This is a genomic window from Pseudomonas sp. MF6767, from assembly GCF_016405475.1.
In the GTDB taxonomy this organism is placed as follows: Bacteria; Pseudomonadota; Gammaproteobacteria; order Pseudomonadales; family Pseudomonadaceae; genus Aquipseudomonas; species Aquipseudomonas paracarnis.
In genome coordinates this window covers 390303-415488 of the sequence record NZ_JAEKCY010000001.1, presented here as the reverse complement: position 1 = coordinate 415488, position 25186 = coordinate 390303, and the positions used below count along the sequence as shown (strand labels likewise).

Below are 25186 nucleotides of genomic sequence, written 5' to 3'. Positions count from 1 at the left end.
GTGCACCAGAGGAGTAATAGACGCTATTATTGAGCGACTGCTCAAGTATCCTTGAGCGATCGCTCAAAAAGCAAGCGCCGCTTATCTGCTCGTGCTCGAAGGAATTGCCCATGTCGCGTACCGACCGTAAAGACCAGATCATCGCCGCCGCCCTGGAGCTGTTTCGCAGCAAGGGTTTCGCCGATGTATCCACCCGTGACCTCGCCGAACATGCCGGCTTGTCGCGCAGTCATGTCTATCACTACTTCAGCGACTGGAATGAACTGCGCCGCGAAGCCTTCGTACGCTTTGCCAATGAGCAACTGGATGAAGTGCGCGAGCCGTTGGCCGATGCGCCACCCCTGGAGGCGCTCGTGGGTTTTTTGCGCGACTGCCTGCCCAGCACCGCTGACGCCGGCTGGGCGCTGTGGCTCGACGCCTGGGACGAGGCCATGCATGACGCGCAAATGACCCAGGCTTATCTGGTAATCAACGCCCAATGGCAAAGCATGCTTGCCGAGGTGATCGAGCGGGGCGTTGCCGATAGCGTCTTTCGCTGCGAGTCGGCTCAACGCGCTGCACGGCAGATCTTCGCCCTGGCGATGGGCTATGCCGATGACCTGATGCTCAAGCCTTCCGCAGAGTCCGCAGAAGCGGCGCTGCAAGAAGTGCTGGAAGTGGCGAGGCTGCTGCTGGATTTTGCCTGACAAGTGCTAGCCATTTGCGGCTGGTCGGTACTGCAACGCCTCCGCCAAATGATGGCGGGCGATGCCTTCCACTTGCTCAAGGTCCGCCAGGGTGCGAGCCACCTTGAGCAATCGATGGGCTGCGCGCAGTGATAATGTCAGCCGCTCACACGCGCTTTCCAGCCAGCTTTCATCGGCTTTGGCCAACTGGCAGTGTTCGCGCAGCCGGGGCAGATCGAGGAATGCATTGGCGCAACCCTGGCGCTGGTGCTGGCGTTCCCGGGCTTGCGCCACCTGAGCGGACGCTTGCGCGGTGGTATCACCGGCTTGTTGGGCGGGGTTCAGCGCAGTGACCTCCCGCGCGACTGTCAGGTGCAAATCAATCCGGTCCAGCAACGGCCCGGAGAGCTTGTTGCGATAGCGCTGGATCTGCTCCGGTGTACACCGACAACGCCCGCTGGGCTCGCCCATGTAGCCGCAAGGGCAGGGGTTCATCGCCGCGACCAGTTGAAAGCGCGCCGGGAAGCGCACCCTGTCACGGGCGCGGGATATCACGATATGTCCCGATTCCAATGGCTCGCGCAGCACCTCCAGCACCTTGCGATCGAACTCTGGCAGCTCATCCAGGAACAACACCCCGTGATGGGCCAGGGTGATTTCCCCCGGTTGTGGCTTCGAGCCGCCACCCACCAGCGCCGGCCCGGATGCCGAGTGGTGCGGCTGGCGAAACGGGCGGTTTGGCCAATGGCTCAGCGGTGCCAGGCTGACCACGGATTGGATCGCTGCCACTTCCAGCGCTTCCTGCTCGCTCAACGGCGGCAGCAAGCCCGGTAGCCGGCTGGCCAATAAAGTCTTGCCGGTGCCTGGTGGCCCGGTGAACAACAGGTTATGCGCACCCGCCGCCGCGATCAGCAATGCTCGCTTGGCCGCGAGTTGGCCCTGTACTTCACTCAGGTCCGGGTAAGGTTTGTTCAGATACAGCAAGCCGTCGGACGCGTAGGGCTCAATCGGCACATGCCCATTCAGGTGCGCCACCACTTGCAGCAGGTGATCCACCGCAATCACCTTCAACCCCGACGCCAGGCACGCCTCCTCGGCATTGGCGCGCGGCACTATGACGGTGCGCCCGGCCTTGCGCGCCGCCAGCGCGGCCGGCAACACCCCCTTCACCGCGCGCACCTCGCCGGACAGCGCCAACTCGCCAAGGCATTCCACGTCATCGAGCATCAACGCCGGCACTTGCACACTGGCTGCCAGGATGCCCAGGGCAATCGCCAGATCAAAACGTCCGCCGTCCTTGGGCAGGTCGGCGGGCGCGAGATTGAGCGTGATGCGGCGGGCCGGATATTGCAGCGCCGAGTTGAGGATGGCGCTGCGCACGCGATCCTTGCTTTCCTTCACTGCAGTTTCGGGCAAACCCACGAGAGTGAGAGACGGCAGACCATTGGCCATGTGCACCTCGACGGTGACGGCGGGGGCTTCTACACCGATCTGGGCGCGGCTGTGGACGATGGCGAGGGACATGCTCGTTCCTTGAATGGGAGGGCCGCTTCCTGCGGTTTTTTCAAGGGTAGACGAGGTGGGATGGAGCGGGGCGGGGAGGTTTTACAGAACGTATCCGGGCGGCAATGCAAAACAAATGTGGGAGCGGGCTTGCCTGCGATGGCTGTGTGTCAGCAAAGAATCATCCGCTGATGCACCGCCATCGCAGCTTAGGTATCTACACAACTTTGTAGGCTGTCGCAGCAAGGTAACCACGATGCGAAGCGAGTCGCTCTTGATCTGCTTTTGATCTTAGGCGCCCCGTTAAACCACGCTGGCGAATTACGGGCACACCGAGCCTAAGCGAGGTGCCGAGTGGTGGGGCAAGAGCGTTTTGCTTACTTTTGTCTGGGCCGGCATTCCGGCTTTTCAAAAGTGAGCCGCCGTCAGGGCGGAACCCTAAGTGGCCGTTACCGCAGCAATGGATATGTACACAATCCAGCTGTGTTGACTGTCAGGGCGCTATCGCAGGCAAGCCAGCTCCCACATTTGGATCGCGGTGCGTCAGTTAGAACAGCGTCGGCTATCCGGTCGTCACGGGAGCAAGCTCTCTCGCCACAAGTCCAGCGTCGCCACAGCTGTGTAGATACCTATGGCCATCGCAGGCAAGCCACACACTCACCGTGTTTATTCAGCAGAGGGTGGCGTCAACCGTGCTTCAAGTTCAGCCACCTTCGCCTCCAGGCTCTCCAGCCGCGCACGTGTGCGGGCCAGTACCACCATCTGGCTGTCAAACTCTTCCCGGCTGACCAGGTCGAGCTTGCTGAAACCGCTCTGTAGCAAAGCCTTGAACTGGCTTTCGATTTCATTGCGGGGCAGCGGAGTGTCGCCGCTGAACAGGCGAGAGGCGTGGCCGCTCAGGGCGTCGAGGAAGTCTTTGGGCGCGAGCATTGGACATATTCCGGAAAACAGTTGGTCGGCAGTGTACCACGCAGCGTCTATAGTCATTTTCACGCCCCGCTGCGCACGGTTTTCGCGCATTGGGGTGGGCGGCTGCGCACTGTTTTGATGCGCATTGCGGCCGCACAGGCGCCCCGTAGGTGGGCATAAGCGGGCAAAGGATTGATTTCGGTGGTTTTTACGGAGCTGGCAAGGTTTCTGCTTAGACGATCATGACCCATGCACTGATGCAGTCGCTGTGACGAATGCAGTGCGCCGACGGATCCGGGGTACAGGGCTCGTCACCAGTGGTTCGCTGGCGTCGCGACGGCAAATGCCGAGGCGACGATGCGTTACAAAGCCAGGCACTGCGCTTAGACTTGAGACGGGTTTGTTTTCCTGGGGCAAGTCCACCAAATTCGGGAGAGAGTTTTCATGAAGCTAGTCACTGCCATCATCAAGCCGTTCAAGTTGGACGATGTACGCGAGTCACTGTCCGAGATCGGCGTGCAGGGCATTACCGTTACTGAGGTCAAGGGCTTCGGTCGGCAGAAGGGTCATACCGAGCTGTATCGCGGCGCGGAATACGTGGTCGATTTCCTGCCGAAGGTGAAGATCGATGTCGCCATTGACGACAAGGATCTTGATCGGGTTATCGAGGCGATAACCAAGGCGGCCAACACCGGCAAGATCGGTGACGGCAAGATCTTCGTGGTCAATCTGGAACAGGCTATTCGCATCCGTACCGGCGAAACCGATACCGACGCAATCTAAGCCGCCAAACCCCAACGCCCCAGGAGAAAACAATATGACTCTGCGTAAATTCGCAGGGCTCGGAGCCCTGCTGTCCATCGTAATGCCAAGCCTGGCCATGGCGGCAGATGAAGTGGCTGCTCCAGTCCTCAATTCCGGCGACACCGCCTGGATGCTTACCGCCACCGCGCTGGTGCTGTTCATGACCATCCCTGGCCTGGCGCTGTTCTACGGCGGCATGGTCCGCTCCAAGAATATTCTGTCGGTGATGATGCAGTGCTTCGCCATCACTGGCCTGATCAGCATCCTCTGGGTTGTCTACGGCTACAGCATCGCGTTCGATACCACCGGTATGGAACAAGGTGTGGTCAACTTCAATTCCTTCTTCGGCGGCATGGGCAAGGCGTTCCTGGCGGGTGTCACCCCAGCCAGCATCACCGGGCCGGCGGCGCTGTTTCCGGAAGCCGTGTTCATCACCTTCCAGATGACCTTTGCCATCATTACTCCGGCGCTGATCGTCGGTGCTTTCGCTGAGCGTATGAAGTTCTCCGCGATGCTGATCTTCATGGCTATCTGGTTCACCCTGGTCTATGCGCCGATTGCGCACATGGTCTGGAGCGGCAATGGCGGCCTGATGTGGGACTGGGGCGTGCTGGACTTCGCCGGCGGCACCGTTGTGCACATCAACGCGGGTGTGGCTGGCCTGGTGGCGTGCATCGTGCTCGGCAAGCGCAAAGGCTTCCCCACCACCCCGATGGCCCCGCATAACCTGGGCTATACCCTGGTGGGCGCGGCCATGCTGTGGATCGGCTGGTTTGGCTTCAACGCCGGTTCCGCTGCGGCGGCCAACGGCACCGCGGGCATGGCGATGCTGGTAACTCAAATCGCTACCGCAGCTGCGGCCCTGGGCTGGATGTTTGCCGAGTGGATCACCCACGGCAAGCCAAGCGCACTGGGTATCGCCTCGGGCGTGGTCGCCGGCCTCGTCGCCGTGACACCAGCGGCTGGCACCGTGGGCCCGATGGGCGCCCTGGTGATTGGTCTGGTCGCCGGTGTGGTGTGCTTCTTCTGCGCGACCAGCCTCAAGCGCAAACTGGGTTATGACGACTCCCTGGACGCCTTCGGCGTGCACGGTATTGGCGGTATCGTCGGTGCGATCCTCACCGGTGTGTTCGCAGCTCCTGCTCTGGGCGGCTTCGGCACCGTGACCGATATCGCGGCCCAGGTCTGGATCCAGTGCAAAGGCGTGGGCTTCACCGTGATCTACACGGCGATTGTGACCTACGTCATCCTCAAGGTGCTCGACATGGTCATGGGCCTGCGTGTCACCGAAGAAGAAGAGGCGGTCGGCCTCGACCTGGCGCAACACAACGAGCGCGGCTACAACTTGTAACTACGCGAAAAAAACATGCCCGGCTTGCCGGGCATTTTTTTGCCCGGCGTTTGTCTGTGGCTAAAGGTGCGTGGGTTTTTTATCGACTTTGTGATGGGATCCACACTGCACTTTTAAGGGTGCAAATGTCTTACAGGCATGAAGGCGTATTAGGCACTTTGTTTTTTCCCAGAGCGCGCTAGAATGCGCGCCGATGGGCGGAGAACTGTATGTGGCAACAGACCCTGATTACCCTGCGGGCCAAGCCCAGGGGCTTTCACTTGGTAACGGACGAGTTGCTTGCCGGCTTGCCTGAATTGAGGGCGTGCCGTGTGGGCCTGTTGCATCTGTGGCTGCAGCACACCTCGGCCTCGTTGACCGTCAACGAGAATGCCGACCCGGCGGTTCGCCGTGACTTCGAGCGTTTTTTCAACCTGCTGGTGCCACAAGGTCGCGCAGGGTTTGAACATGACGACGAAGGTCCGGATGATCTGCCGGCGCACTTCAAGGCCAGTCTGCTGGGCTGCCAGCTGAGTTTGCCGGTCAAGGCCGGCCGCTTGGCGATAGGGACCTGGCAAGGTGTTTATCTGGGCGAGCACCGTGATCATGGCGGTGCTCGTAAAGTCCTCGCCACCTTGCATGGTGAAGGGGCATAAGCCACTGGTGATCCAGTGGATGTTGATTTTTTTCCGGCAACCTCGACAGAGGGTGAAGCTGGGCTATAACTAATCTGCTTTTCGCAAGTCATGAGGTAGAACATGAGCGACGATGATCTGGAACAAGACGACCTCGAAGTAGGTGATGAAGACGACACCGAAGACGGTCTTGAAGTTGCGGCCGAAGACGTTGCTGAGGACGTCGATGACAGTGTTGGCGATGACGCGGCTCCCAAAGCCAAAGGCAAAGCCAAGGCGGCTGTGTCGGTAGACGAGTTGCCGAGCGTTGAAGCCAAGAACAAAGAGCGCGATGCCCTGGCCCGTGCGATGGAAGAGTTCCTCGCTAAAGGCGGCAAAGTGCAGGAAGTCGAGGCCAACGTGGTGGCTGATCCACCGAAGAAGCCGGATAACAAGTACGGCAGCCGACCTATCTGAGGTCTGCCTCCTGCTTGTAAGAAAAGCCCGCCGTCGCTGCGGGCTTTTTCATGCCTGGAGCAATTTACCGGTTTGCTGCAATACCCTGTGGGAGCTGGCTTGCCTGCGATAGCGGTCTATCTGCGAGCCCTGTGTTGACTGATCCACCGCTATCGCAGGCAAGCCAGCTCCCACATTGGGGGCAGTGTTAGCTCCAGCGACTCAGCAGTGGCGGTAACTCCGTCAGGCTGCGAATCTGCGCATCCGGGCGCTTGTCACCCTCCCAGGCCTTGCCCGTGGGGTTGAACCACACTGCCCGCAGTCCCGCCTGCTGCGCGCCGGCGATGTCATCCCCAGGATGATCGCCCACATGCACTGCCGCGCTGGCGTCCACACCGCCACGTTGCAGTGCTTCATGAAACAGCCGTGCATCCGGCTTGGCGATGCCGATATCTTCAGCGCGCAGGGCAAAGTGAAAGTAGTCCGCCAGGCCCACACGCTGCACATCGGCATTGCCATTGGTGATCACGCCGAGCAGGAAGTGCTGGCGCAGCGCCTTGAGCATCGGCTCGGCTTCCGGAAACACGGTGAGTTGGTGGCGTGCGTGGATGAACGCTTCGAAGCAGACATCCGCCATCTCTGTGGCCTCAGGCTGGGGATAACCGGCCTCCTCGAACGCATGCATCAACACGCGATGACGCAGCAGGCTGATACGGTGTTTGAGTTCGGGATGACGCTGCAGCACCTGCTGGCGCAGGCTGGCAAAATGCTCAAGGGGCAGGTCGCCGACCTTGGACGCGTGGGTCGCCAGCCATTCGCGCATCGACGCTTCGGCGCTGATGATGACGGGTACGTTGTCCCAGAGGGTATCGTCCAGGTCGAAGGTAATCAGCTTGATACTCATGAGTCGCCGCCCTTGATGCGTTTGGCCCGTGGATGGGCGCTGTCGTACACCGTTGCCAGGTGCTGGAAGTCGAGGTGGGTGTAGATTTGCGTGGTCTTGATATCCGAGTGCCCGAGCAGCTCCTGCACGGCGCGCAGGTCCTGGGAGGATTCGAGCAGGTGGCTGGCAAAGGAATGACGCAACATGTGCGGGTGCAGATTCTGCCCCAGCTCGCGCTCGCCGGCAGCCTTGACCCGCAGTTGAATCGCGCGCGGCCCCAGGCGCCGGCCTTGCTGGCTGACAAACACGGCATCGTCTGCAGGGTTGGTCAGAAGGCGTAGCGGCAGCCATAGCTGCAAGGCTTCGCGGGCTTTCCTGCCCACGGGCAGTACGCGCGTCTTGCTGCCTTTGCCGAGCACTTGCACCAGGCCATCGGCGAGGTCCAGCTGATCGAGGTTCAGGCCCGTCAGCTCCGACAGGCGCAGGCCCGAGGAGTAGAACAGCTCCAGGATTGCCTGGTCGCGATGGGCCAGGAAGTCATCCTCGACGGCACCGTCGAGCAATTGCAGGGCGCGGTCTGTGTCCAGGGTCTTGGGCAGGCGCCGTTCGCCTTTGGGCGGTGACAGGCCATTGGCCGGGTCGTGGTCGCACAGGCCTTCGCGATTGAGGTAGTGATAGAGGCCGCGCACCGCCGATAGCAGGCGAGACAGGCTGCGGGAGGATTGGCCCTGTTGGTGCAACCGGGCGACCAGGCTGCGCAGGGCCTGGATATCCAGGGCCTTCCAACTGCTGACGTGCTGTTTTTCGCAATAGGCCAGGACCTTGTTCAAGTCCCGCCGATAAGCTTCCAGCGTGTGGGACGACACCTGGCGCTCATTGCGCAGGTGAGCGCAGTAAGCGTCCAGTTGCCGCTCCATGATCAGCGCACCGCGCGCAGGGTGGTGGTGTGGCGTGGCAGGACGCGGCCCAGCACTTCGGCGATATAGGTCAGGAACAACGTGCCCACCGAGCTTTTGTAGTGCGCCGGGTCGCGGCTGGCGATGGCCAGTACCCCGTGCAAGCCTTGATGGCTGAGGGCGATAACGGCCGTAGAGCCGATCTGCTTGCGCTGTTCGGCGCCAAACAGGAAGTCCAGCTCATGCTCGCGCAAGGTGCCGCTGACGGTCTTGCCTTCGGACAGCAGGCCACCGATGGCCGTCTGCGCTTCGCCACCTGTGACCCAGCGCCCCACCGGCATCGGGTTGTCGCTGAACAGGATCAGGCTGACGAAGGGCACCTGGAAATCCTCGCGCAGGCTGTCTTCCACGGCGATCACCGTTTCTTCCAGGCTGGCGGCATCCATCAGGGCCAGAATCAGGCGGCGGGTCTTGTCGAACAAGCGGTCGTTGTCGCGGGCCACGTCCATCAGATGAGAGAGTCGGTGGCGCATTTCAATGTTGCGCTCGCGCAGGATCTTCATTTGCCGCTCCACCAGCGACACGGTATCGCCGCGCTGGTGGGGGATGCGCAGGGCCGGCAGCAGTTCTTCGTGCTCGACGAAGAAGTCCGGGTTAGCCTCAAGGTACGCCGCGACAGCAGCGGCCTCCAGGCTTTCACTCGGGGTAGCGTGTGCGGGTACTTGAGGCTTATCGGTCATTAGCTTGGCTCACTCATAGACGGACCTGTCCTTCGTATACACGCGTGGCTGGCCCGGTCATCATCACCGGGTGGCCAGGGCCTGCCCATTCGATGGACAAACGTCCGCCGGGCAGGTCGATCAACAGTGGCGAATCCATCCACCCCTGGCTGATCGCGGCCACGGCAGCGGCGCAAGCACCGGTGCCGCAAGCCTGGGTTTCGCCGGCGCCGCGTTCCCATACGCGCAATTGCGCACGGTTACGGTCGATCACCTGCAGGAAGCCCACATTGACCCGTGCCGGAAAGCGCGGGTGATGTTCGATCTTCGGCCCCAGTTCATGCACGGGGGCGTTATTGATGTCGGTGACCCGCAGCACCGCATGGGGGTTGCCCATGGACACGGCGGCGACCTCCACGGTTTTGCCCTCCACATCCAGTGGGTAACTGAGGGCCTGCTCGGTGGCCTGGAACGGAATATCCGCCGGCACCAGGCGTGGGGCGCCCATGTTGACGCTGATCTGGCCATCATTGCGGATGTCCAGTTCGATCACGCCACCCTTGGTTTCGACGCGAATCTGGCGTTTGGCAGTCAGGCGTTTGTCGAGCACAAAGCGCGCAAAGCAGCGCGCGCCGTTGCCACACTGTTCCACTTCGGAACCGTCGGAGTTGAAGATCCGGTAACGGAAATCCACCTCCGGGTTGCTCGGCGCCTCGACCAGCAGCAACTGGTCGAAACCGATCCCGGTGTGGCGATCGCCCCACTGTTTGGCGTGCTTGGGCAGGATGTGCGCGTGCTGGCTGACCAGGTCGAGGACCATGAAATCATTACCCAGCCCGTGCATCTTGGTAAAACGCAGCAGCATGGCTTACTCCGGCAGCAGGCTTTCGCCAGCATACAACTCGGCTACCGTCTCGCGGCGACGCACTTCAAATGCTTGATCACCGTCCACCAGCACCTCGGCGGTGCGCCCGCGGGTGTTGTAGTTGGAACTCATGACAAACCCGTAGGCTCCGGCCGAATGCACGGCCAGCAGATCACCTTCTTCAAGCGCCAACTCACGATCCTTGGCCAGGAAGTCGCCGGTCTCGCAGATGGGCCCGACGATGTCATAGGCGCGGGCGTCGCTTGCGCGCGGCGTCACGGCGGTGACATCCATCCAGGCCTGGTACAGGGCCGGGCGGATCAGGTCGTTCATCGCCGCATCGACGATGGCAAAATCCTTGTGCTCGGTGTGCTTGAGGTACTCGACCTGGGTCAGCAACACGCCAGCGTTGGCGACGATGTAGCGGCCCGGCTCGAACATCAGCGTCAGGTCGCGGCCTTCGATGCGTTCGCGCACGGCCTGGATATAGTCGGCAATCAGCGGCGGCTCTTCATCGCGATAACGCACGCCCACGCCACCACCGAGGTCGATGTGGTGCAGGTAGATGCCGCACTCGCCCAGACGGTCGATCAAGGCCAGCAGGCGGTCGAGGGCATCCAGGAACGGTGGCAGGGTAGTCAGTTGCGAGCCGATATGGCAGTCGACACCCAGCACTTCCAGGTTCGGCAGTTGGGCGGCGCGGATGTACACGTCCTCGGCGTCGGCGATGGCAATGCCGAACTTGTTTTCTTTGAGACCGGTGGAGATGTACGGGTGGGTGCCGGCGTCGACATCCGGATTGACGCGCAGGGAGATCGGCGCACGCACACCCATCTCGGCGGCGACCATTTGCAGGCGCTCCAGCTCGTCGGTGGATTCGACGTTGAAGCAATGCACGCCGACTTCCAGGGCGCGGCGCATGTCTTCGCGGCTCTTGCCGACGCCAGAGAAGACAATTTTGTCTGCCTGGCCGCCGGCGGCCAGTACGCGTTCCAGCTCGCCACGGGACACGATGTCAAAACCAGCGCCAAGACGCGCCAGGACATTGAGTACACCCAGGTTGGAGTTGGCCTTGACTGCGTAGCACACCAGGTGCGGCACGCCGTCGAGGGCGTCGGTGAACGAGCGGTATTGGGCTTCGATATGCGCACGCGAGTACACATAGGTCGGGGTGCCGAAGCGCTGGGCAATCGCGGACAAGGCCACGCCTTCCGCGAACAGCTCGCCGTCCCGGTAGTTAAAAGCGTCCATAAGTTTCCCTTAACTTAGTAGGTGTCGTGCTTATGGGCTTTTGACGGCTTTTGCGACGATTGCGCCTGTTCGTTTGGATCTTTGCTGTCATCCGGCAGGTACAGCGGGCCTTTCTGGCCACAGGCACTAACGAGGCAAGCGACCGCGACGAGCGCAGCAAGGGAAGAGATCAGGCGCTTCATGGCGAAATCCTTGAATATGCATTAATTGCGCCCGAGTATACCGACCACCCGCCAGCTTGCCTATGCGCCGCACCACCCGTCCGGCGGGGGTTTGCCGAGACAGTAGGGAAGCAGGCTACGATGTCTGGGGATATTTCGTACCGTCATCCGTGATGAAATCAGTATCCTTTGCAATCGGCGAAGCTCGCCCGTATCGTGCGGCGCTTGAGCAAAACCAGACACTTTTGAGGTTGCCACAATGAGTTTGACCGAAGCCCGTTTTCACGACCTGGTGGATGCCACCCAAGAGAAGCTGGAAGATATTTTCGACGACAGCGGCCTGGACGTGGACCTGGAAAGCTCGGCCGGTGTGCTGACGGTCAAGTTCGAGAGCGGCCAGCAATTGATCTTCAGTCGCCAGGAGCCGCTGCGTCAGTTGTGGCTGGCGGCGCGCTCCGGTGGCGTTCACTTCGACTACGATGAAGAAAGCGGCACATGGCAGTGCGACAAGAGTGAAGAGTTGCTGGGTGAGATGCTCATGCGCCTGGTTCAGGAATACACCGGCGTCGAGCTGGATTTCGACGAGATCTGATGGTGAGTGAGCCTGTAGCCGTACGCCCGCCCAAACCGCTGTTCAGCAATGTCAGCCCGGCGGTGCCGTCACCTTGTATCAGTTTGTGTCGCCTGGACGAGCGGAAAGTCTGCCTTGGCTGCTTTCGCCATGTGGAAGACATCCGGGAATGGCGCTCTGCCGACGATGCGCGGCGCCGGGTGATCTGCGCCGAGGCCGAGCAGCGCAAGGCGAGCGCCTGACGGCGTCTTGTTTATTTGTGTCGCTGTGGTAGTGTCCGGATACACCTCCATTCATTGAGGTCCGTGAGAACCCCGCCTTTTCCTGGCGGGGTTTTGCTTTTTTGTGCAGAAAAAAGGAGTCTGCCTGAATCATGACCACCGCACCGTCCATCATTCTTACCCGTCTTGACGTGCAGCGTCTGGAGCAACTGATCGACCGCTTGGGCGACGAGTTTCCCGGCGTCGAAGCGTTGCAAGCCGAACTCGACCGCGCCGAAGACGTGGTTGGTCACGATGAAGTGCCTGCGGGTGTCGTGACCATGAATTCCAGCGTGCATTGTCGTGAACAAAGCAGCGGCAAGGACTATCACCTGACGCTGGTCTACCCCAAGCACGCGAACGCCGACGAAGGCAAGATTTCGATCATGGCGCCCGTGGGCAGCGCATTGCTTGGCCTGCAAGTGGGCCAGCACATCGACTGGCCGGCGCCTGGCGGCAAGACCCTCAAGCTGGAATTGCTCAGCGTCGAAGGCCAGCCCAAAGATGGTGGCGCCTTCCCGCTCTAAACCTGATCCAAGGCCGCATTGAGTGACTGTTCCAGTTCGGCTTTATAGCGCAGGTACAGATTGCTTGGGCTTTGCACATCACCGAGCAGCCCCGACAGATCCAGGTCAGTGATATAGCCGCGGTAACGCTCGGTTTCCCGACGTTGCCCGACGATCTCCCGGGCGACCACTGCAAACAGCTGGTCGCCAAATTCCAGTTCGGAAAACTCCCGCTGATTACAGTACAGGGTGATCCCTACCTGGCCTGGCGCGCCTTTACCGATGATGGCCTGCACGTCATAAAACGCCTTGTTGGCCGGGTCTTGCGGGGCCGGTCGTGGCTCCACGCCCCGCGCCCGGCCGTTGCCCGATGGCAACAGTTGGTAGTACAGGATCTGTACTTCGCCCGCAGGTTGCTGGGTGTCCAGGGACAATAGCGCTTCCCGACGGTACAGGATCGATTGCAAAAAGCGTTGCAGTGGGGCCAAGAGGCTTTGCTCATCATGAAACGGCAAGCGCTGTTGCCAGAGCGCGTTGAATTCGTCGAGCACATAGACGTCGGCGAAGCCTTCATTGACCCGGTAGAACACCTGCACACACTCGGCTTGGCCCATGGGCAGCAGCAGCGCCAGGTCGTGGTCTTCCAAGGCCATGGCGTCCAGGTGCCACGGGCTGTAGCTGGCCAGCTCCTCGCTAAGGTAAGCGATCAGCGCGTCCTGAGTCGGCAGTGATACATGGGTGGCTTGGCCCGGTACCAGTTCCATGACGTGATAATGCTGCTGCACCTGGAGCAGGTAGCGATGATTGCCTTGGCCGAGCAGCAGATGCTGCGCGGTGTCGAATACCTCTTCCACCCGCTGGGCAATGAACTGTGCCCGGTTGTGACAAAAACAACGCACTCGCAGGCGTGGCAGATGGTTCGATGGCAATTGGTTGAGATAGTCGCGCAGGCAGTCGAGCAGGGCGTGCGGGCCGTCATAGCGGCTGACCATCACTTCGTTCCAGCTGTTGAGTGTGACTTGGTCCAGGGTCAGCACCAGGTTGTCGCGCACGCCGGCATAGCTCAGGGAGTCGGTGCGCTCCGTGGTCATCAGAATATTCAGGTCGCGATGATGCTTGAGCGGGTCAACCCCGACGTTGATCAGCAGCAGCACCTCTTCTGGCACTGCCGGGCGCAGCAAGCGGACCTCGTCGACACTGGCCAGGGGCAGGGTGATGGTCTGTTGCAGGCTGCCCAGCAGGTTGAACAGCTCGAACTCGGTCATGTCACTGGTGCCGGGGTGCAGCGCCAGGCGGGTGCTGCTGTCGATCACGCCGTTGCGATGGCACCAGGTGAGCATTTCCAGCAGGTCGCGGCTGCGTTTGATCGGTGCAAAGTGTTCCCATTCGAGAGCGGTAAGGTTGCCGTTATACAGACCCCAATGGTGTTGGCCCGGCTCCTTGCGGTTGGGCGACTGCACCAGAGTCAAGGTATCTTCGGCCAGGTCAGGGGCGATGCCGGGGTTGATGAACTCGACCTTGCCGGCCTTGCGCTCGAACGCCGCGTACAAGCGGCGGCCCAGTACATTGAGTTCGCGCTTATTGACCGCGCTGGCGGTCTGTTCGCTGCGGGTGAACTGCGTGAGGAAGCGGTAGCTGTAGTTCAACTCATTGACCAGAGCGCGGCGCTCGGAGGCGACCTGGCGCACTTTCCATTGGCTGCGGCTGTCCAGCAGGGCCAGTTGGCGCGTGTCCCAGCTCCACTCATGCGCCAGGCGTTCCAGCAGTTGCCGTTGCCAACCGGCGGTGCGCTGGCCGGCGCTGAGCTTGCGGTTGACCTTCAGGTACAGGCTGCGCCGCACCAATTCCAGGCGCTCCAGCTCGTTGCGGGCCTTGAGGTACTCCTCGATACGGCGGTAGACCATGATGTACGGGTCCAACTCATCCAGGTCTACCTGATGGCTGAACACCGCCTGTTTGAAGCGCAGGCTCAGGCAGCGCACGTTCGGGTGTTCGCTTGCGTAGACCTCGGTCAGCAGCAGCTTGAGCACCGACTTGTAGGGCGACTCGATGCCCTTGAACAGTTGCCACAGCCCGGCCCCGATAAACTCCCCTGGAGGAATATGAGCCAGATGGCCGAGGTCGAGGGTTTCATCGGTGCGGATAAAACGCTTGGACACCAGGGTGTGAGTAAATTCGGCGTAGCGGCTTTCTTCGTAGACCGGCACCAGCCACCAGATGGGCGTGCGCCCGGCCAGCCAGATCGCGGTGCGATAGAACTCATCCAACAACAGGTAGTGCTGGGTGGTGCCGCAGTCGTCGGAACTCAGTTGCGTATCGCGATCACCCAACACAAAGCGCGTCGGGTCGATCAGGAAGAAATGCGCTTCGGCGCCCATGCCCAAGGCCCAGGTTTCCAGCAGTTGGCACTTTTTGCGCAGCTCGGCCAGCTCGGTTTCGCTCAAGTCGGGAGCGTGGCACACCCACACGTCCATATCGCTTTGATCGGCCTGGGCCAGGGTGCCAAGGCTGCCCATCAGGAACAAGCCGTGGATCGGCGTAGGCGGGTTGCCGTGGCGCGGTTTATAGGAGAACGAACGGGTCAGGCGCTGGGCATCGGCCAGGGTCTGGGCGTGCGGTTCGAAATTCGACAGCCCGGCCGGCGTGCTGCTAGAGACATAGCCCGGCAAGAGCGGGTGATTGACGTGGAAAAACAGCGGCAACAAGGCCAGCACGCTTTGCTGACGTGGCGTCAGCCCCTCGACGGCCCGGGCCATGCGGCCTTGATTGAGGGTCATGAAACGCGCGCGCAGTTGGGTCAGCACCTTGCGGTCGATGCCTTCGTCCAGATCGGGGCGGATTTCATGGGTGCGGGTCATGTCGAACTCGTTGGCTCGCAGGGCCCGACGCGGGCGGCCATGCAGGAGTTTACAGACAGTAGCGTAGGAGTTTTAGAGGGAAATGGCTTTTTGGCGTCAGAATTCTGTATGCCGCGCAGCAGTGCCCGCGGAATCCGCAGGCGGCGGACTCCATGGGCAGTATCAGGTATCAGGCGGCTTCTTTGGTGCTGGCAGTGGTGAGGATGGTCAGCAGGGTTTGGGCTTGCTCGGCAGCGTCCCGGCCAAGACTCGTCAGGTAGCCCCCGTCCGGTTGGTCGATCAGCCCTTTGGCATGGAGGCGCTTGGCAGCGGCGATGGCAGTGGGGGCGGCAGTCTGATGGACTTTCAAGCCTTCCTTGGTGCTGTCCAAGGGGAAGAGTACAAGGATTTCCAGTTCGGCAACCAACTCAGGGGTATACGACATAAGGACTCCAGACTTTCTAAAATTTATTAGAGGCTAGCAGGCCATAAGGTGAACGCACTTTGCCGAACTGTCCAGCGTGTTGCTGCGTGCCGGGGTTATTCCTTTTCCGGCGGCAGCTCGGGCAGTGCCCGCAGTGCCGTTTCATACCACTCGGTATTGAAGGCGCGGTCATCTTCGAGCATGGCATCGATCTCGAACGCCAGCACGTGAGCCATCAGATTCAGGATATCTTCGCGCTCGTAACCCACCAGGGTCAGTTTGTTGAACGTAGCCTTGGCCGCTGGCGGGTTATCGCTCTCGATCTGGTTCTCGATGGCTTCGATCAGCGTGGTCTCGGTGAATTCTTCTTCGTCGTTGTCGATATCGGTCGGCTCGCTCATGGCAGGCTCCTCAAGGAAAGGGCGTCAGTCTACCCCCATTCAGGTGGGTGATGCTGCTGGTCAGGGTGCCCTCAAGGATCTATAACTCTTGCAGCCAACCCCACACCCGGCCTGGAGGCTTTGCGATGCTCAAGCTTTACGGATTTTCGGTCAGCAACTACTACAACATGGTCAAGCTGGCGTTGCTGGAGAAAGGACTGCCCTTCGAAGAAGTGCCTTTTTACGCCGGGCAAACCCCCGAAGCTTTGGCGGTCAGCCCCCGCGGCAAAGTGCCGGTGCTGGGTGTGAAGCAGGGGTTCATCAACGAAACCAGCGTCATCCTCGAATACCTCGAGCAGAGCCAGGAAGGCCCGGCGCTGTTGCCCGCCGACCCGTTTGCGCGGGCTCAGGTGTTGGCGTTGTGCCGTGAGATCGAGCTGTACATCGAACTGCCTGCGCGGGCGTGTTACGCCGAGGCTTTTTTCGGCATGACGGTGCCGGAGGCGATCAAGGAAAAATCCAGGGCCGAGCTGCTGCTTGGGATGGGTACGTTAGGCCGGCACGGTAAGTTTGCGCCTTATGTGGCAGGTGAGAGCTTCACCCTCGCGGACCTGTATTTCATGTACAGCCTCAGCCTGGCCTGCGGTGTGGGCGAAAAGCTGTTTGGGCTGGACCTGCTGGAGCAGTTGCCGAAGGCGAAGGCATTGTTGGCGCGCCTGAATGAGATGCCCAATGCGCAGAAGGTAGAGGCGGACAGGCAGGCGGCGATGCCGGCGTTCATGGCGATGATTGCGGCCAAGAAATAGAGTCGCTTTTGTGGCGAGGGAGCAAGCTCCCTCGCCACAGTTTTAGCGGCTGGCGAGCAATGCCTTGCCGCGCACGACCGCCGCCTTGACCTGTGCCGGCGCAGTGCCGCCCACATGGTTACGGGCATTCACCGAGCCTTCCAGGGTCAGCACGGCAAACACATCCTGCTCGATCTGGTCGCTGAACTGGCGCAGTTCTTCCAGGCTCATTTCCGCAAGGTCCTTGCCGGTGTCCACACCGTACTTCACGGCGTGGCCAACGATTTCGTGGCAGTCACGGAACGGCAGGCCACGGCGCACCAGGTAATCCGCCAGGTCGGTCGCGGTGGAGAACCCGCGCAGTGCCGCTTCACGCATGATCGCGTGCTTTGGCTTGATCGCCGGGATCATGTCGGCAAAGGCGCGCAGCGAGTCGCGCAGGGTGTCGGCGGCGTCGAAGAGCGGTTCCTTGTCTTCCTGGTTGTCCTTGTTGTAGGCCAGTGGTTGGCCTTTCATCAGGGTCAGCAGGCCCATCAGCGCGCCAAACACACGGCCGCTCTTGCCACGCACCAGCTCTGGCACGTCGGGGTTTTTCTTTTGCGGCATGATCGAGCTGCCGGTGCAGAAGCGGTCTGGCAGGTCGATGAACTGGAATTGCGCGCTGGTCCATAGCACCAGCTCTTCGGAGAAGCGCGACAGGTGCATCATCGCGATGCTGGCTGCGGCGCAGAATTCAATGGCGAAGTCACGGTCCGACACGCCGTCCAAAGAATTGCCGCCCACGGCGTCAAAGCCCAGCAGTTGTGCGGTGTACTCACGGTCGATCGGGTAGGTGGTGCCGGCCAGTGCAGCGCTGCCCAGCGGCATGCGGTTGGCGCGCTTGCGGCAATCGACCAGGCGTTCGTAGTCGCGGCTGAGCATTTCGAACCAGGCCAGCAGGTGGTGGCCGAAGGTCACGGGTTGTGCGGTCTGCAGGTGGGTGAAGCCGGGCATGATGGTGTCCGATTCACGCTCGGCCTGCTCCAGCAAGCCTTTTTGCAGGCGGGTGATTTCGCCCAGGATCAGGTCGATCTCATCGCGCAGCCATAGGCGGATATCGGTGGCGACCTGGTCGTTACGGCTACGGCCGGTGTGCAGTTTTTTGCCGGTCACGCCGATGCGATCAGTGAGGCGTGCCTCGATGTTCATGTGCACGTCTTCGAGGTCTACGCGCCAGTCGAACGTCCCTGCCTCGATCTCACCGCGGATGGTGGTCAGGCCGTCGATAATGCTGTCACGCTCGGCGTCGGTCAGCACGCCGACCTTGGCCAGCATCGTAGCGTGGGCGATGGAGCCCATGATGTCGTGGCGGTACAGGCGTTGATCGAAGGTGACGGAGGCGGTGAAGCGCGCGACGAAGGCGTCGACGGGTTCACTGAAGCGGCCGCCCCAGGACTGGTTGGTCTTGTCGGTGCTCATGGATTCGCTCGTGATCTGCTTAAAAGAGGCATGAAGGTGTGCAGGCGATCATAACAGGGTTGCCCGTGGAGGCGGTGCTGCGGGTGGTCGGCAATTTTTTTGTGTAAGAGATGGCTAAGTGCCTTGCCGCCGACCGCATCCAGGACGAGACTGGTGACAGGTACTTATTGAAACGATATTTGACGATTGAGCAATGTCGCCTCACTGAGCGTCTACAGTTGGACTGATAGTGTGTGAATGCACCAAAGTCGGGTGATGCGGTCATAACCAGACTATCCATTAAACAGGGGGGTATTCGGATTGTTTATCAGTGAACCCTACGACGATGCCCGAATGCAGCGGGTCTTGGGCGCTATTGAACAGGTCCGGGTAAATTTGGGTGCCATTCTCAGGGCACTTTTTGCCGCTCGCGCTAGTCTTAGCGTGGATCGCTGTGACGTCAGTCACCGCACCTGTCTACGCTATCCTTGTGCGAGACTCACGCAGGAATCCAGCGCAATATGAATGTCCTGATCGTTGATGACGAACCCCAAGCCCGCGAGCGACTGAGCCGTCTGGTCAGTGAACTCGAGGGTTATTCAGTCCTTGAACCGAGTGCCACCAGTGGCGAGGAGGCGTTGACGCTGATCGACAGCCACAAGCCCGATGTAGTGCTGCTCGATATCCGGATGCCGGGCTTTGATGGCCTGCAGGTCGCCGCCCGCTTGAGCGAACGCGAATCGCCGCCTGCCGTGGTGTTGTGTGCGGCGCAGGATGAGTTTTCTGCACAGGCGCTGGAAGACAGCGGTGTCAGTTTTCTCGTCAAGCCGGCCACTGCCGAAGCCTTGCTCAAAGCCTTGAAAAAAGCCGAGCGTCCCAGCCGCGCCCAACTGGCTGCCTTGACGCAACCGGCTGCGCAAAGTGGTAACGGGCCACGCAGCCATATCAGCGCGCGTACCCGCAAGGGCATCGAACTGATCCCGCTCGGCCAGGTGGTCTACTTTATTGCCGATCACAAATACGTGACCTTGCGCCACGAGACCGGTGAAGTGTTGCTCGATGAGCCGCTCAAGGCGCTTGAAGACGAGTTTGGCGAGCGTTTCGTGCGCATTCATCGCAACGCGCTGGTCGCCCGTGAACGTATCGAGCGCCTGCAGCGCACGCCCCTGGGGCACTTTCAGTTATTCCTGAAGGGGCTCAATGGCGATGCGTTGATCGTCAGCCGACGCCATGTCGCTGGCGTGCGCAAAATGATGCAGCAGCTTTAGCCCAAGGGCTGCGGCGCGGTCTGCATTCCTTATCCCGGTGCGACGTGGCCAGGGAGGCCCCGCACTTGCTGATTCAAATCAAAGCGTATTTGCCTGAGCTGTTATTATCCGCCGTATCTATTCAGTACGGATTGATCCATGTCCTCTCGCGAAATCCGCATCGCCACCCGTAAAAGCGCCTTGGCCTTGTGGCAGGCCGAATACGTCAAAGCACGCCTTGAGCAGGCCCATCCCGGCCTCAAGGTCTCCCTGGTGCCCATGGTCAGTCGCGGCGATAAGCTGCTGGACTCGCCACTGTCCAAAATCGGCGGCAAGGGCCTGTTCGTCAAGGAATTGGAAACTGCGCTGCTGGATAACGAAGCCGACATCGCCGTGCATTCGATGAAAGACGTGCCCATGGACTTCCCTGAAGGCCTGGGCCTTTTTTGTATCTGCGAGCGCGAAGACCCGCGCGACGCCTTCGTTTCCAACACCTTCGCGTCTCTGGACGAATTGCCGCCAGGCAGTATCGTCGGCACCTCCAGCCTGCGTCGCCAGGCCCAGTTGCTGACGCGGCGTCCCGACCTGCAGATCCGCTTTTTGCGTGGCAACGTCAACACGCGCCTGGCCAAGCTGGACGCCGGGGAATACGACGCGATCATCCTCGCCGCTGCCGGCCTGATCCGCCTGGGCTTTGAAGACCGCATCACCTCGGCCATCAGCGTCGAAGACAGCCTGCCAGCTGGCGGGCAGGGTGCAGTCGGCATCGAATGTCGCACCGCCGACAGCGAAATTCACGCACTGCTCAAGCCTCTCGATCACGCGGACACCGAAGTGCGTGTTACCGCCGAGCGTGCCTTGAACAAACACCTCAACGGTGGCTGCCAAGTGCCCATCGCCTGCTATGCCGTACTCGAAGGTGAGAACCTGTGGCTGCGTGGCCTGGTCGGTGATCCGGACGGCGGTAACCTGCTGACCGCCGAGGTGCGTGGGCCGCAGCGTGATGCCACGGCACTGGGGATTCAGGTTGCCGAGGAACTGCTGGAAAAAGGCGCGGGTGCCATTTTGCAAAAAGTCTATGGCGAGGCCGGCCCGCAGTGACCAAATGGCGAGTGCTGCTGACGCGGCCTGCCGAGGAGTCGACGGCCGTGGCGGCGTTATTGGCCAAGAGCGGCATTCACAGCAGCTGCCTGCCTTTGCTGGAGACCGAAGCCTTGCCGGTGACTGCTGAGCAACGCGCGGTATTCGGCGCGCTGCCGCGCTATTGTGCCGTCATCGTGGTGAGCAAGCCGGCTGCACGCCTGGCGTTGCAGCGGTTGGGGGACAGTGTGCCGCCAATGCCCTGGTTCAGTGTCGGCGCGGCGACGGCACAGATACTGGCCGATCATGGCCTCAAGGTTCACTATCCCGCCACTGGCGACGATAGCGAGGCCTTGCTTGAACTGCCCGCCTTGCGCGAGGCTATTGCACTGCCGGGCGGCCGGGTGTTGATCCTGCGCGGCGAGGGCGGGCGTGAGTTGCTGGCAGAGCGTTTACGCGAGCAAGGTGCTAGTGTCGATTACCTGGAATTGTATCGGCGTTTTCTTCCGGTGTATGAAAAGGGCGCGTTGATGCAACGCATCCAGTTGGAACGCTTGAACGGCCTGGTGGTCAGCAGTGGGCAGGGTTTTTTACACCTGCACGCGTCAGCCGGCCCCGATTGGCCAGAGGTGGCACAGCTGCCGTTGTTCGTGCCCAGCCCGCGTGTATATGAAATGGCGCGTGCTGCGGGTGCAGAAAAAGTTGTGGATTGTCGCGGCGCGAGTGCCGCGGCTTTGTTAGTGGCGTTAGGGAGCTATCCCGTTCCCACTCTCTGATACGCAAAGGACGGATACGTGAGCGAAACAGCCTTGCCTAAAGATGAAGCTCAGCCCGCGCTTGATGCGCCGGTCGAGACACCGGTCAGCGCGCCACGCCGTGGCAATGGCCTGGCCGTCGTCGCCTTGCTGTTGGGCGCTGCGGGCGTAGCCGCCGGCGGCTGGGGGATCTGGCAGGTCCGTGCCCTGCAAGCCAGCAGCCAGCACCAACTGGGCCAGGTGCAGACCCTGGATGACCAGTCCCAGAGCCTCAAGCAAGGCCAGCAACAGCTGGCCGCCCGCCTGGCGCAGTTGCCGGGTGCGGATGAGCTGGAAGAGCGTCGCCGCCTGGTCACGCAGTTGCAGGGAGATCAGCAGCGCCTCAACCAGCGTCTGGAAACCGTGTTGGGTGCCAGCCGCAAGGACTGGCGCCTGGCCGAGGCCGAGCATCTGATCCGTCTGGCCAGCTTGCGTTTGTCCGCCTTGCAAGACATTAACAGCGCCCAGTCGCTGGTCCAGGGTGCCGACGAGATTCTTCGCGAACAGAGCGACCCAGGGGCTTTCGCTGCACGGGAGCAATTGGCCAAGAGCCTGGCCGCGCTGCGCAGCACCGAGCAACCGGACCGTACCGGCCTGTACCTGCAATTGGCTGCCTTGCGTGACCAGGTGGTGCAACTGGCGGCGATTGCCCCGGAGTATCAGCTCACGGAGCCTGCTTCCCAGGGGCGCCCCACCAGCGATACGCAGAACCAGTTGAGCCAGTGGTGGGAGCAGATCTCCCGTTATTTCCGCATTGACTTCAACCCGGATGACAACATCCGTCCCTTGCTGGCAGGCCAAGGCCTGAACCAAGTGCGCCTGGCCTTGAGCCTGGCACTGGAGCAAGCCCAATGGGCTGCGCTTAACGGCGAGGCGGCCGTCTACAGCCGCTCGTTGGGGGAAGCGCGCAGCGTGTTGCAGGACAACTTCAACCAGGACAACCCGCAGAGCAAGGCGATGCTGGCGCGCATTGCCGAGCTTGAGCCCAAGGCCGTGTCCGTGGTCACGCCTGACCTGGCCGCGAGCCTGGCCGCTGTGCAGGCGTACCTTGAGCGTCGTCATCTGTCGGCCGACGAAGCCAAGGCCGCGGCTGGCAAACCGGCGACCCAGGAGTAGAGCTGATGAAGCGTTTCTATGTGATCCTGGTGCTCGCAATTGCGCTCGCCCTGGCCCTGGGTGTAGGCATTTCGAAGCACACCGGCTACGTGTTGATTACCTATCCTCACCTGCTGCATTACGAATCAAGCCTGTGGGCGACATTGGTGGCGGTGTTTGCCATCGGCCTGGCGATTTATCTGGTCCGCGTGTTGTGGAGCCTGGTCACCACATCCGGTGGCGTGGTCAACCCCTGGTCACGGCGCAATCGCAGCCGCCGTGTTCAGATCGCTATCGAGCAAGGCCAGATGGACCTCGCCGAGGGACGTTGGGCCAGTGCGGAGCGCCACTTGCACCGCGCCGCCGAAGCAGAGCGTCAGCCGCTGCTGTATTACATCGGTGCCGCCCGTGCGGCTAATGAACAGGGCCGTTATGAGGAATCCGACGGCTTGCTGGAGCGCGCTCTGGAGCGCCAGCCCCAGGCCGAACTGGCCATTGCCTTGAGCCACGCGCAATTGCAGATGGATCGAGGTGATACGGAAGGCGCGCTGGTCACTCTTCAGGCGATGCATGAGCGTCACCCGCATAACGCGCAAGTGCTGCGACAACTGCAACGCCTGCATCAACAGCGTGGCGATTGGTCGTCTGTGATTCGCCTGCTGCCTGAGCTGCGCAAGGACAAAGTCTTGCCCGCCAATGAACTGGCCGAGCTGGAGCGTCGCGCCTGGGGCGAGAACCTGAGCCTGGCGGCCCAGCGTGAAGAGCAAGGCGAAGCAGGGTTGCAGTCCTTGGAACGCGCATGGGAGCAACTGACCACTGCCCAGCGCCAACAGCCACAACTGGTGTTGGCGTATGCCGACCAACTGCGTCGATTGGGCGCGGATGCCAAGGCCGAAGAAGTGCTGCGTGGTGCTCTCAAGCGCGGTTATGACAGCCACTTGATCCGGTTGTACGGCCTGTTGCGCGGCAGTGATCCTGCGCGCCAATTGAAGTTTGCCGAAGGCTGGCTCAAGGACCACCCAGGCGATGCCAGCCTGTTGCTGACGCTGGGCCGTCTGTGCCTGCAAAACAGTCTGTGGGGCAAGGCGCGGGATTATCTGGAAAGCAGCCTGCAAGTGCAGCGCAATCCCGAAGCCTGCGCCGAATTGGCTCGCCTGCTGGCCCAATTGGGCGACACCGAGCGCAGCAACCAGCTGTTTCAGGAAGGCTTGGGATTGCTCGACAATCGCCTGCTGTCTTCGCCGCTGCCGGTGCCTGCGCGAGCTTGAAGTAGGAAAGGGTGAGTGGGTTGGCTCGGACCGATCCGACACCCGCTCCTTCAACGCTTGAAAACACTCGGTTTAACTGGCCTTGTTACTAATTCCTACTTGTTGTAACTGAATTTCCTCGGGCCCGTGGCGGGATGTCCTTATGTTTTCGAGGAAATGTCTGCTCTAGGGCGTATTGAAAGGGGTCGGGCCTTTCCTCTACCGTAGCGACCTATCTCTTGCAGTGCGGATAAACAATGTCTTTGGCCCCTTTACGCTCTTTGTTTTTCCTGGCGTTCATGGCGGGTGCGCTGACGTTGGGCGCGTCTTTCTACCTTCAATACGGCGCGCTGCTACGACCTTGTTTTCTATGCCAGGTACAGCGCCTGTTCCTCGCGTCTTTTGCCTTGATCAACCTGATTGCCGCACTTCACAGACCTGGGCGTTCCGGCCATTGCCTCTACGGGCTGGCGAGCATGGCCTGTGCGTTGCTGGGCGCCATCACCGCAGGCAGGCAAGTGCTGTTGCAGAACAGGCCGGCAAGTCAGGTCGGGGATTGCTGGCCCAGCGTGCAGCACATGCTTGAAAACCTGTCTGTCTGGCAGGCAATGCGCTCGGTGTTCAATGGCACGGTCGATTGTGTCGAAATCAACTGGACGCTGTTTGACCTGAGCCTGCCTGAGTGGAGTCTGTTGTTCTTCGTGGCGATGCTGATCCTGGGGTTCATGCAGGTGTCACGGTTGTTGTTCGACAGGCATTTGCGCCTCGCAACGCCTTGAAAACAAGACTCAGGTTGTAGGAGCGGATTAAACACTTGTATGAACATTCTCTCCTGCGTACCTTGAAGCCATAGTCATGCGGGCATAATCTGGCCCGCACGCGTTATCCAAACCGCTTGTCAGACACGGCCTTGTCCGTCTGCTGCTTCATCCTTGAAGTGTTGCGCAGGTACAGAGCTGCGGCGCCCCAATAGGGAAGAGAGATCATCATGTTGGAAAGTTGTCAGAATGCTCAGGAACGCTGGGGTGGGGTGCATAAGCTGATCGATAGATGGCTGTTGGAGCGCCACGAACTGATTCAGGCCTATGACACTCTTGGTGCCCATCCCGATGCATTGGCTGAGAAGCAAAAGCCTCTGCAAGAATTCTGCGGGTCTTTGGTGGACTACGTGTCTGCGGGTCATTTTGAGGTTTATGAGCAGCTGACCGGCGAAGCGAAAGCCTTCAATGACAAGCGCGGATTGGAATTGGCCGAAACCCTTTACCCGCGCATTGATGTGATCACCGAGAAGCTGCTGGCCTTCAATGATCTGTGTGATGAAGGCAAGTGTGTTGCTGAAAAATTCAAGGAGCTCGGCGGTCTGCTCCATGAGCGTTTCGAGTTGGAAGATTGCCTGATCGAAGTGTTGCACACGGCCCACAAACAAAAGGCTGCTGTCCAGGCCTGACCCTCGGCGGGGAGATACAA

28 protein-coding genes are annotated in these 25186 nt (G+C 60.8%); 16 read left to right on the top strand and 12 right to left on the bottom strand.

The window, feature by feature from the left end; all coding sequences use genetic code 11:
- Nucleotides 1-110 precede the first annotated feature (110 nt).
- Nucleotides 111-686: a TetR/AcrR family transcriptional regulator gene (locus JFT58_RS01945; protein WP_034129059.1), complete on the top strand. Its 576-nt coding sequence runs from the start codon at nucleotides 111-113 to the stop codon at nucleotides 684-686.
- Between the two features lie 6 nt (nucleotides 687-692).
- On the opposite strand, the gene JFT58_RS01940 is transcribed toward JFT58_RS01945, so the two are convergent.
- Nucleotides 693-2189 carry a YifB family Mg chelatase-like AAA ATPase gene (locus JFT58_RS01940; protein ID WP_054896017.1) on the bottom strand — a complete coding sequence of 499 codons (1497 nt, stop codon included), beginning with the start codon at nucleotides 2187-2189 and terminating at the stop codon, nucleotides 693-695.
- Between the two features lie 645 nt (nucleotides 2190-2834).
- Nucleotides 2835-3098, bottom strand: a complete 264-nt coding sequence (locus tag JFT58_RS01935) for an accessory factor UbiK family protein (RefSeq protein WP_003195432.1) — start codon at nucleotides 3096-3098, stop codon at nucleotides 2835-2837.
- Between the two features lie 423 nt (nucleotides 3099-3521).
- Here JFT58_RS01935 and glnK point away from each other — a divergent pair, with 423 nt between their 5' ends.
- The 4 genes from glnK (at nucleotide 3522) to sutA (ending at nucleotide 6302) form a co-directional block, all read left to right on the top strand.
- Nucleotides 3522-3860, top strand: a complete 339-nt coding sequence (gene glnK, locus JFT58_RS01930; protein WP_002555808.1) for a P-II family nitrogen regulator — start codon at nucleotides 3522-3524, stop codon at nucleotides 3858-3860.
- Nucleotides 3861-3894: 34 nt separating this feature from the next.
- Complete coding sequence (locus JFT58_RS01925; RefSeq protein WP_020302863.1) at nucleotides 3895-5232, top strand: ammonium transporter; 1338 nt, start codon at nucleotides 3895-3897, stop codon at nucleotides 5230-5232.
- Between the two features lie 209 nt (nucleotides 5233-5441).
- Nucleotides 5442-5867, top strand: coding sequence for a secondary thiamine-phosphate synthase enzyme YjbQ (locus JFT58_RS01920; RefSeq protein ID WP_054896016.1), 426 nt, complete (start codon nucleotides 5442-5444; stop codon nucleotides 5865-5867).
- 102 nt (nucleotides 5868-5969) lie between these two features.
- Nucleotides 5970-6302: a transcriptional regulator SutA gene (sutA, locus tag JFT58_RS01915; protein ID WP_014720461.1), complete on the top strand. Its 333-nt coding sequence runs from the start codon at nucleotides 5970-5972 to the stop codon at nucleotides 6300-6302.
- A gap of 187 nt (nucleotides 6303-6489) precedes the next feature.
- Here sutA and JFT58_RS01910 read toward each other — a convergent pair whose 3' ends face one another.
- Genes JFT58_RS01910 through lptM form a run of 6 tightly spaced genes read right to left on the bottom strand, consistent with a single transcriptional unit; the run spans nucleotide 6490 to nucleotide 11077 of the window.
- On the bottom strand, nucleotides 6490-7185 hold the full coding sequence (locus JFT58_RS01910; RefSeq protein WP_014720460.1) for an HAD family hydrolase: 696 nt from the start codon (nucleotides 7183-7185) through the stop codon (nucleotides 6490-6492).
- Nucleotides 7182-8081, bottom strand: coding sequence for a tyrosine recombinase XerC (xerC, locus tag JFT58_RS01905; protein WP_034129054.1), 900 nt, complete (start codon nucleotides 8079-8081; stop codon nucleotides 7182-7184). Before xerC ends, JFT58_RS01910 begins: the two co-directional genes overlap by 4 nt.
- Before the next feature lie 2 nt (nucleotides 8082-8083).
- Entirely contained in the window at nucleotides 8084-8800 is a 717-nt protein-coding gene (locus JFT58_RS01900) for a DUF484 family protein (protein ID WP_054896015.1), read from the bottom strand.
- A gap of 13 nt (nucleotides 8801-8813) precedes the next feature.
- Nucleotides 8814-9644 (bottom strand): diaminopimelate epimerase, encoded by an 831-nt coding sequence (gene dapF, locus JFT58_RS01895; protein WP_034129052.1) that lies wholly within the window; start codon nucleotides 9642-9644, stop codon nucleotides 8814-8816.
- Nucleotides 9645-9647: 3 nt separating this feature from the next.
- Nucleotides 9648-10895 carry a diaminopimelate decarboxylase gene (lysA, locus tag JFT58_RS01890; protein WP_054896014.1) on the bottom strand — a complete coding sequence of 416 codons (1248 nt, stop codon included), beginning with the start codon at nucleotides 10893-10895 and terminating at the stop codon, nucleotides 9648-9650.
- Between the two features lie 14 nt (nucleotides 10896-10909).
- Nucleotides 10910-11077: an LPS translocon maturation chaperone LptM gene (lptM, locus tag JFT58_RS01885; RefSeq protein WP_003195417.1), complete on the bottom strand. Its 168-nt coding sequence runs from the start codon at nucleotides 11075-11077 to the stop codon at nucleotides 10910-10912.
- Nucleotides 11078-11315: 238 nt separating this feature from the next.
- On the opposite strand from lptM, the gene cyaY reads away from it, so the two are divergent.
- The 3 genes from cyaY (at nucleotide 11316) to rnk (ending at nucleotide 12414) form a co-directional block, all read left to right on the top strand.
- Nucleotides 11316-11648, top strand: a complete 333-nt coding sequence (gene cyaY, locus JFT58_RS01880; protein ID WP_054896013.1) for an iron donor protein CyaY — start codon at nucleotides 11316-11318, stop codon at nucleotides 11646-11648.
- A complete protein-coding gene (locus JFT58_RS01875; RefSeq protein WP_215908744.1) occupies nucleotides 11648-11869 on the top strand; it encodes a DUF1289 domain-containing protein in 222 nt (73 codons plus the stop codon). The genes cyaY and JFT58_RS01875 overlap by 1 nt, the downstream gene beginning before the upstream one ends.
- A gap of 131 nt (nucleotides 11870-12000) precedes the next feature.
- Complete coding sequence (rnk, locus tag JFT58_RS01870) at nucleotides 12001-12414, top strand: nucleoside diphosphate kinase regulator (protein WP_034129049.1); 414 nt, start codon at nucleotides 12001-12003, stop codon at nucleotides 12412-12414.
- Here the strand turns inward: rnk and JFT58_RS01865 are convergent.
- The 3 genes from JFT58_RS01865 to JFT58_RS01855 all read right to left on the bottom strand — a co-directional run bounded on the left by JFT58_RS01865 (nucleotide 12411) and on the right by JFT58_RS01855 (nucleotide 16055).
- Nucleotides 12411-15251, bottom strand: coding sequence for a class I adenylate cyclase (locus JFT58_RS01865; RefSeq protein ID WP_054896012.1), 2841 nt, complete (start codon nucleotides 15249-15251; stop codon nucleotides 12411-12413). The genes rnk and JFT58_RS01865 overlap by 4 nt on opposite strands.
- Nucleotides 15252-15420: 169 nt before the next feature.
- Nucleotides 15421-15675, bottom strand: a complete 255-nt coding sequence (locus tag JFT58_RS01860; RefSeq protein ID WP_003195403.1) for a TIGR02647 family protein — start codon at nucleotides 15673-15675, stop codon at nucleotides 15421-15423.
- Nucleotides 15676-15770: 95 nt separating this feature from the next.
- The gene (locus tag JFT58_RS01855; RefSeq protein WP_014720450.1) at nucleotides 15771-16055 is read right to left on the bottom strand and encodes a hypothetical protein; all 285 of its coding nucleotides are present in this window, start codon (nucleotides 16053-16055) and stop codon (nucleotides 15771-15773) included.
- 125 nt (nucleotides 16056-16180) lie between these two features.
- On the opposite strand from JFT58_RS01855, the gene JFT58_RS01850 reads away from it, so the two are divergent.
- The gene (locus tag JFT58_RS01850) at nucleotides 16181-16840 is read left to right on the top strand and encodes a glutathione S-transferase family protein (protein WP_034129047.1); all 660 of its coding nucleotides are present in this window, start codon (nucleotides 16181-16183) and stop codon (nucleotides 16838-16840) included.
- Between the two features lie 42 nt (nucleotides 16841-16882).
- On the opposite strand, the gene argH is transcribed toward JFT58_RS01850, so the two are convergent.
- A complete protein-coding gene (gene argH / locus JFT58_RS01845) occupies nucleotides 16883-18277 on the bottom strand; it encodes an argininosuccinate lyase (protein WP_054896011.1) in 1395 nt (464 codons plus the stop codon).
- A 500-nt stretch (nucleotides 18278-18777) separates the two neighbouring features.
- Between argH and JFT58_RS01840 the strand changes: the two genes are divergently transcribed.
- The 7 genes from JFT58_RS01840 (at nucleotide 18778) to JFT58_RS01815 (ending at nucleotide 25166) form a co-directional block, all read left to right on the top strand.
- Complete coding sequence (locus JFT58_RS01840) at nucleotides 18778-19524, top strand: LytR/AlgR family response regulator transcription factor (RefSeq protein ID WP_034129045.1); 747 nt, start codon at nucleotides 18778-18780, stop codon at nucleotides 19522-19524.
- A gap of 138 nt (nucleotides 19525-19662) precedes the next feature.
- Complete coding sequence (gene hemC, locus JFT58_RS01835) at nucleotides 19663-20604, top strand: hydroxymethylbilane synthase (RefSeq protein ID WP_034129044.1); 942 nt, start codon at nucleotides 19663-19665, stop codon at nucleotides 20602-20604.
- Entirely contained in the window at nucleotides 20601-21359 is a 759-nt protein-coding gene (locus JFT58_RS30150) for a uroporphyrinogen-III synthase (protein WP_054896010.1), read from the top strand. Before hemC ends, JFT58_RS30150 begins: the two co-directional genes overlap by 4 nt.
- 18 nt (nucleotides 21360-21377) lie before the next feature.
- Nucleotides 21378-22493: a uroporphyrinogen-III C-methyltransferase gene (locus tag JFT58_RS30145; protein ID WP_034129042.1), complete on the top strand. Its 1116-nt coding sequence runs from the start codon at nucleotides 21378-21380 to the stop codon at nucleotides 22491-22493.
- Nucleotides 22494-22498: 5 nt separating this feature from the next.
- Nucleotides 22499-23740, top strand: coding sequence for a heme biosynthesis protein HemY (locus JFT58_RS01825; RefSeq protein ID WP_034129041.1), 1242 nt, complete (start codon nucleotides 22499-22501; stop codon nucleotides 23738-23740).
- Nucleotides 23741-23976: 236 nt separating this feature from the next.
- Entirely contained in the window at nucleotides 23977-24498 is a 522-nt protein-coding gene (locus JFT58_RS01820) for a disulfide bond formation protein B (RefSeq protein WP_034129040.1), read from the top strand.
- 209 nt (nucleotides 24499-24707) lie between these two features.
- Nucleotides 24708-25166: an Rsd/AlgQ family anti-sigma factor gene (locus JFT58_RS01815; RefSeq protein ID WP_034129039.1), complete on the top strand. Its 459-nt coding sequence runs from the start codon at nucleotides 24708-24710 to the stop codon at nucleotides 25164-25166.
- Nucleotides 25167-25186: the final 20 nt, after the last annotated feature.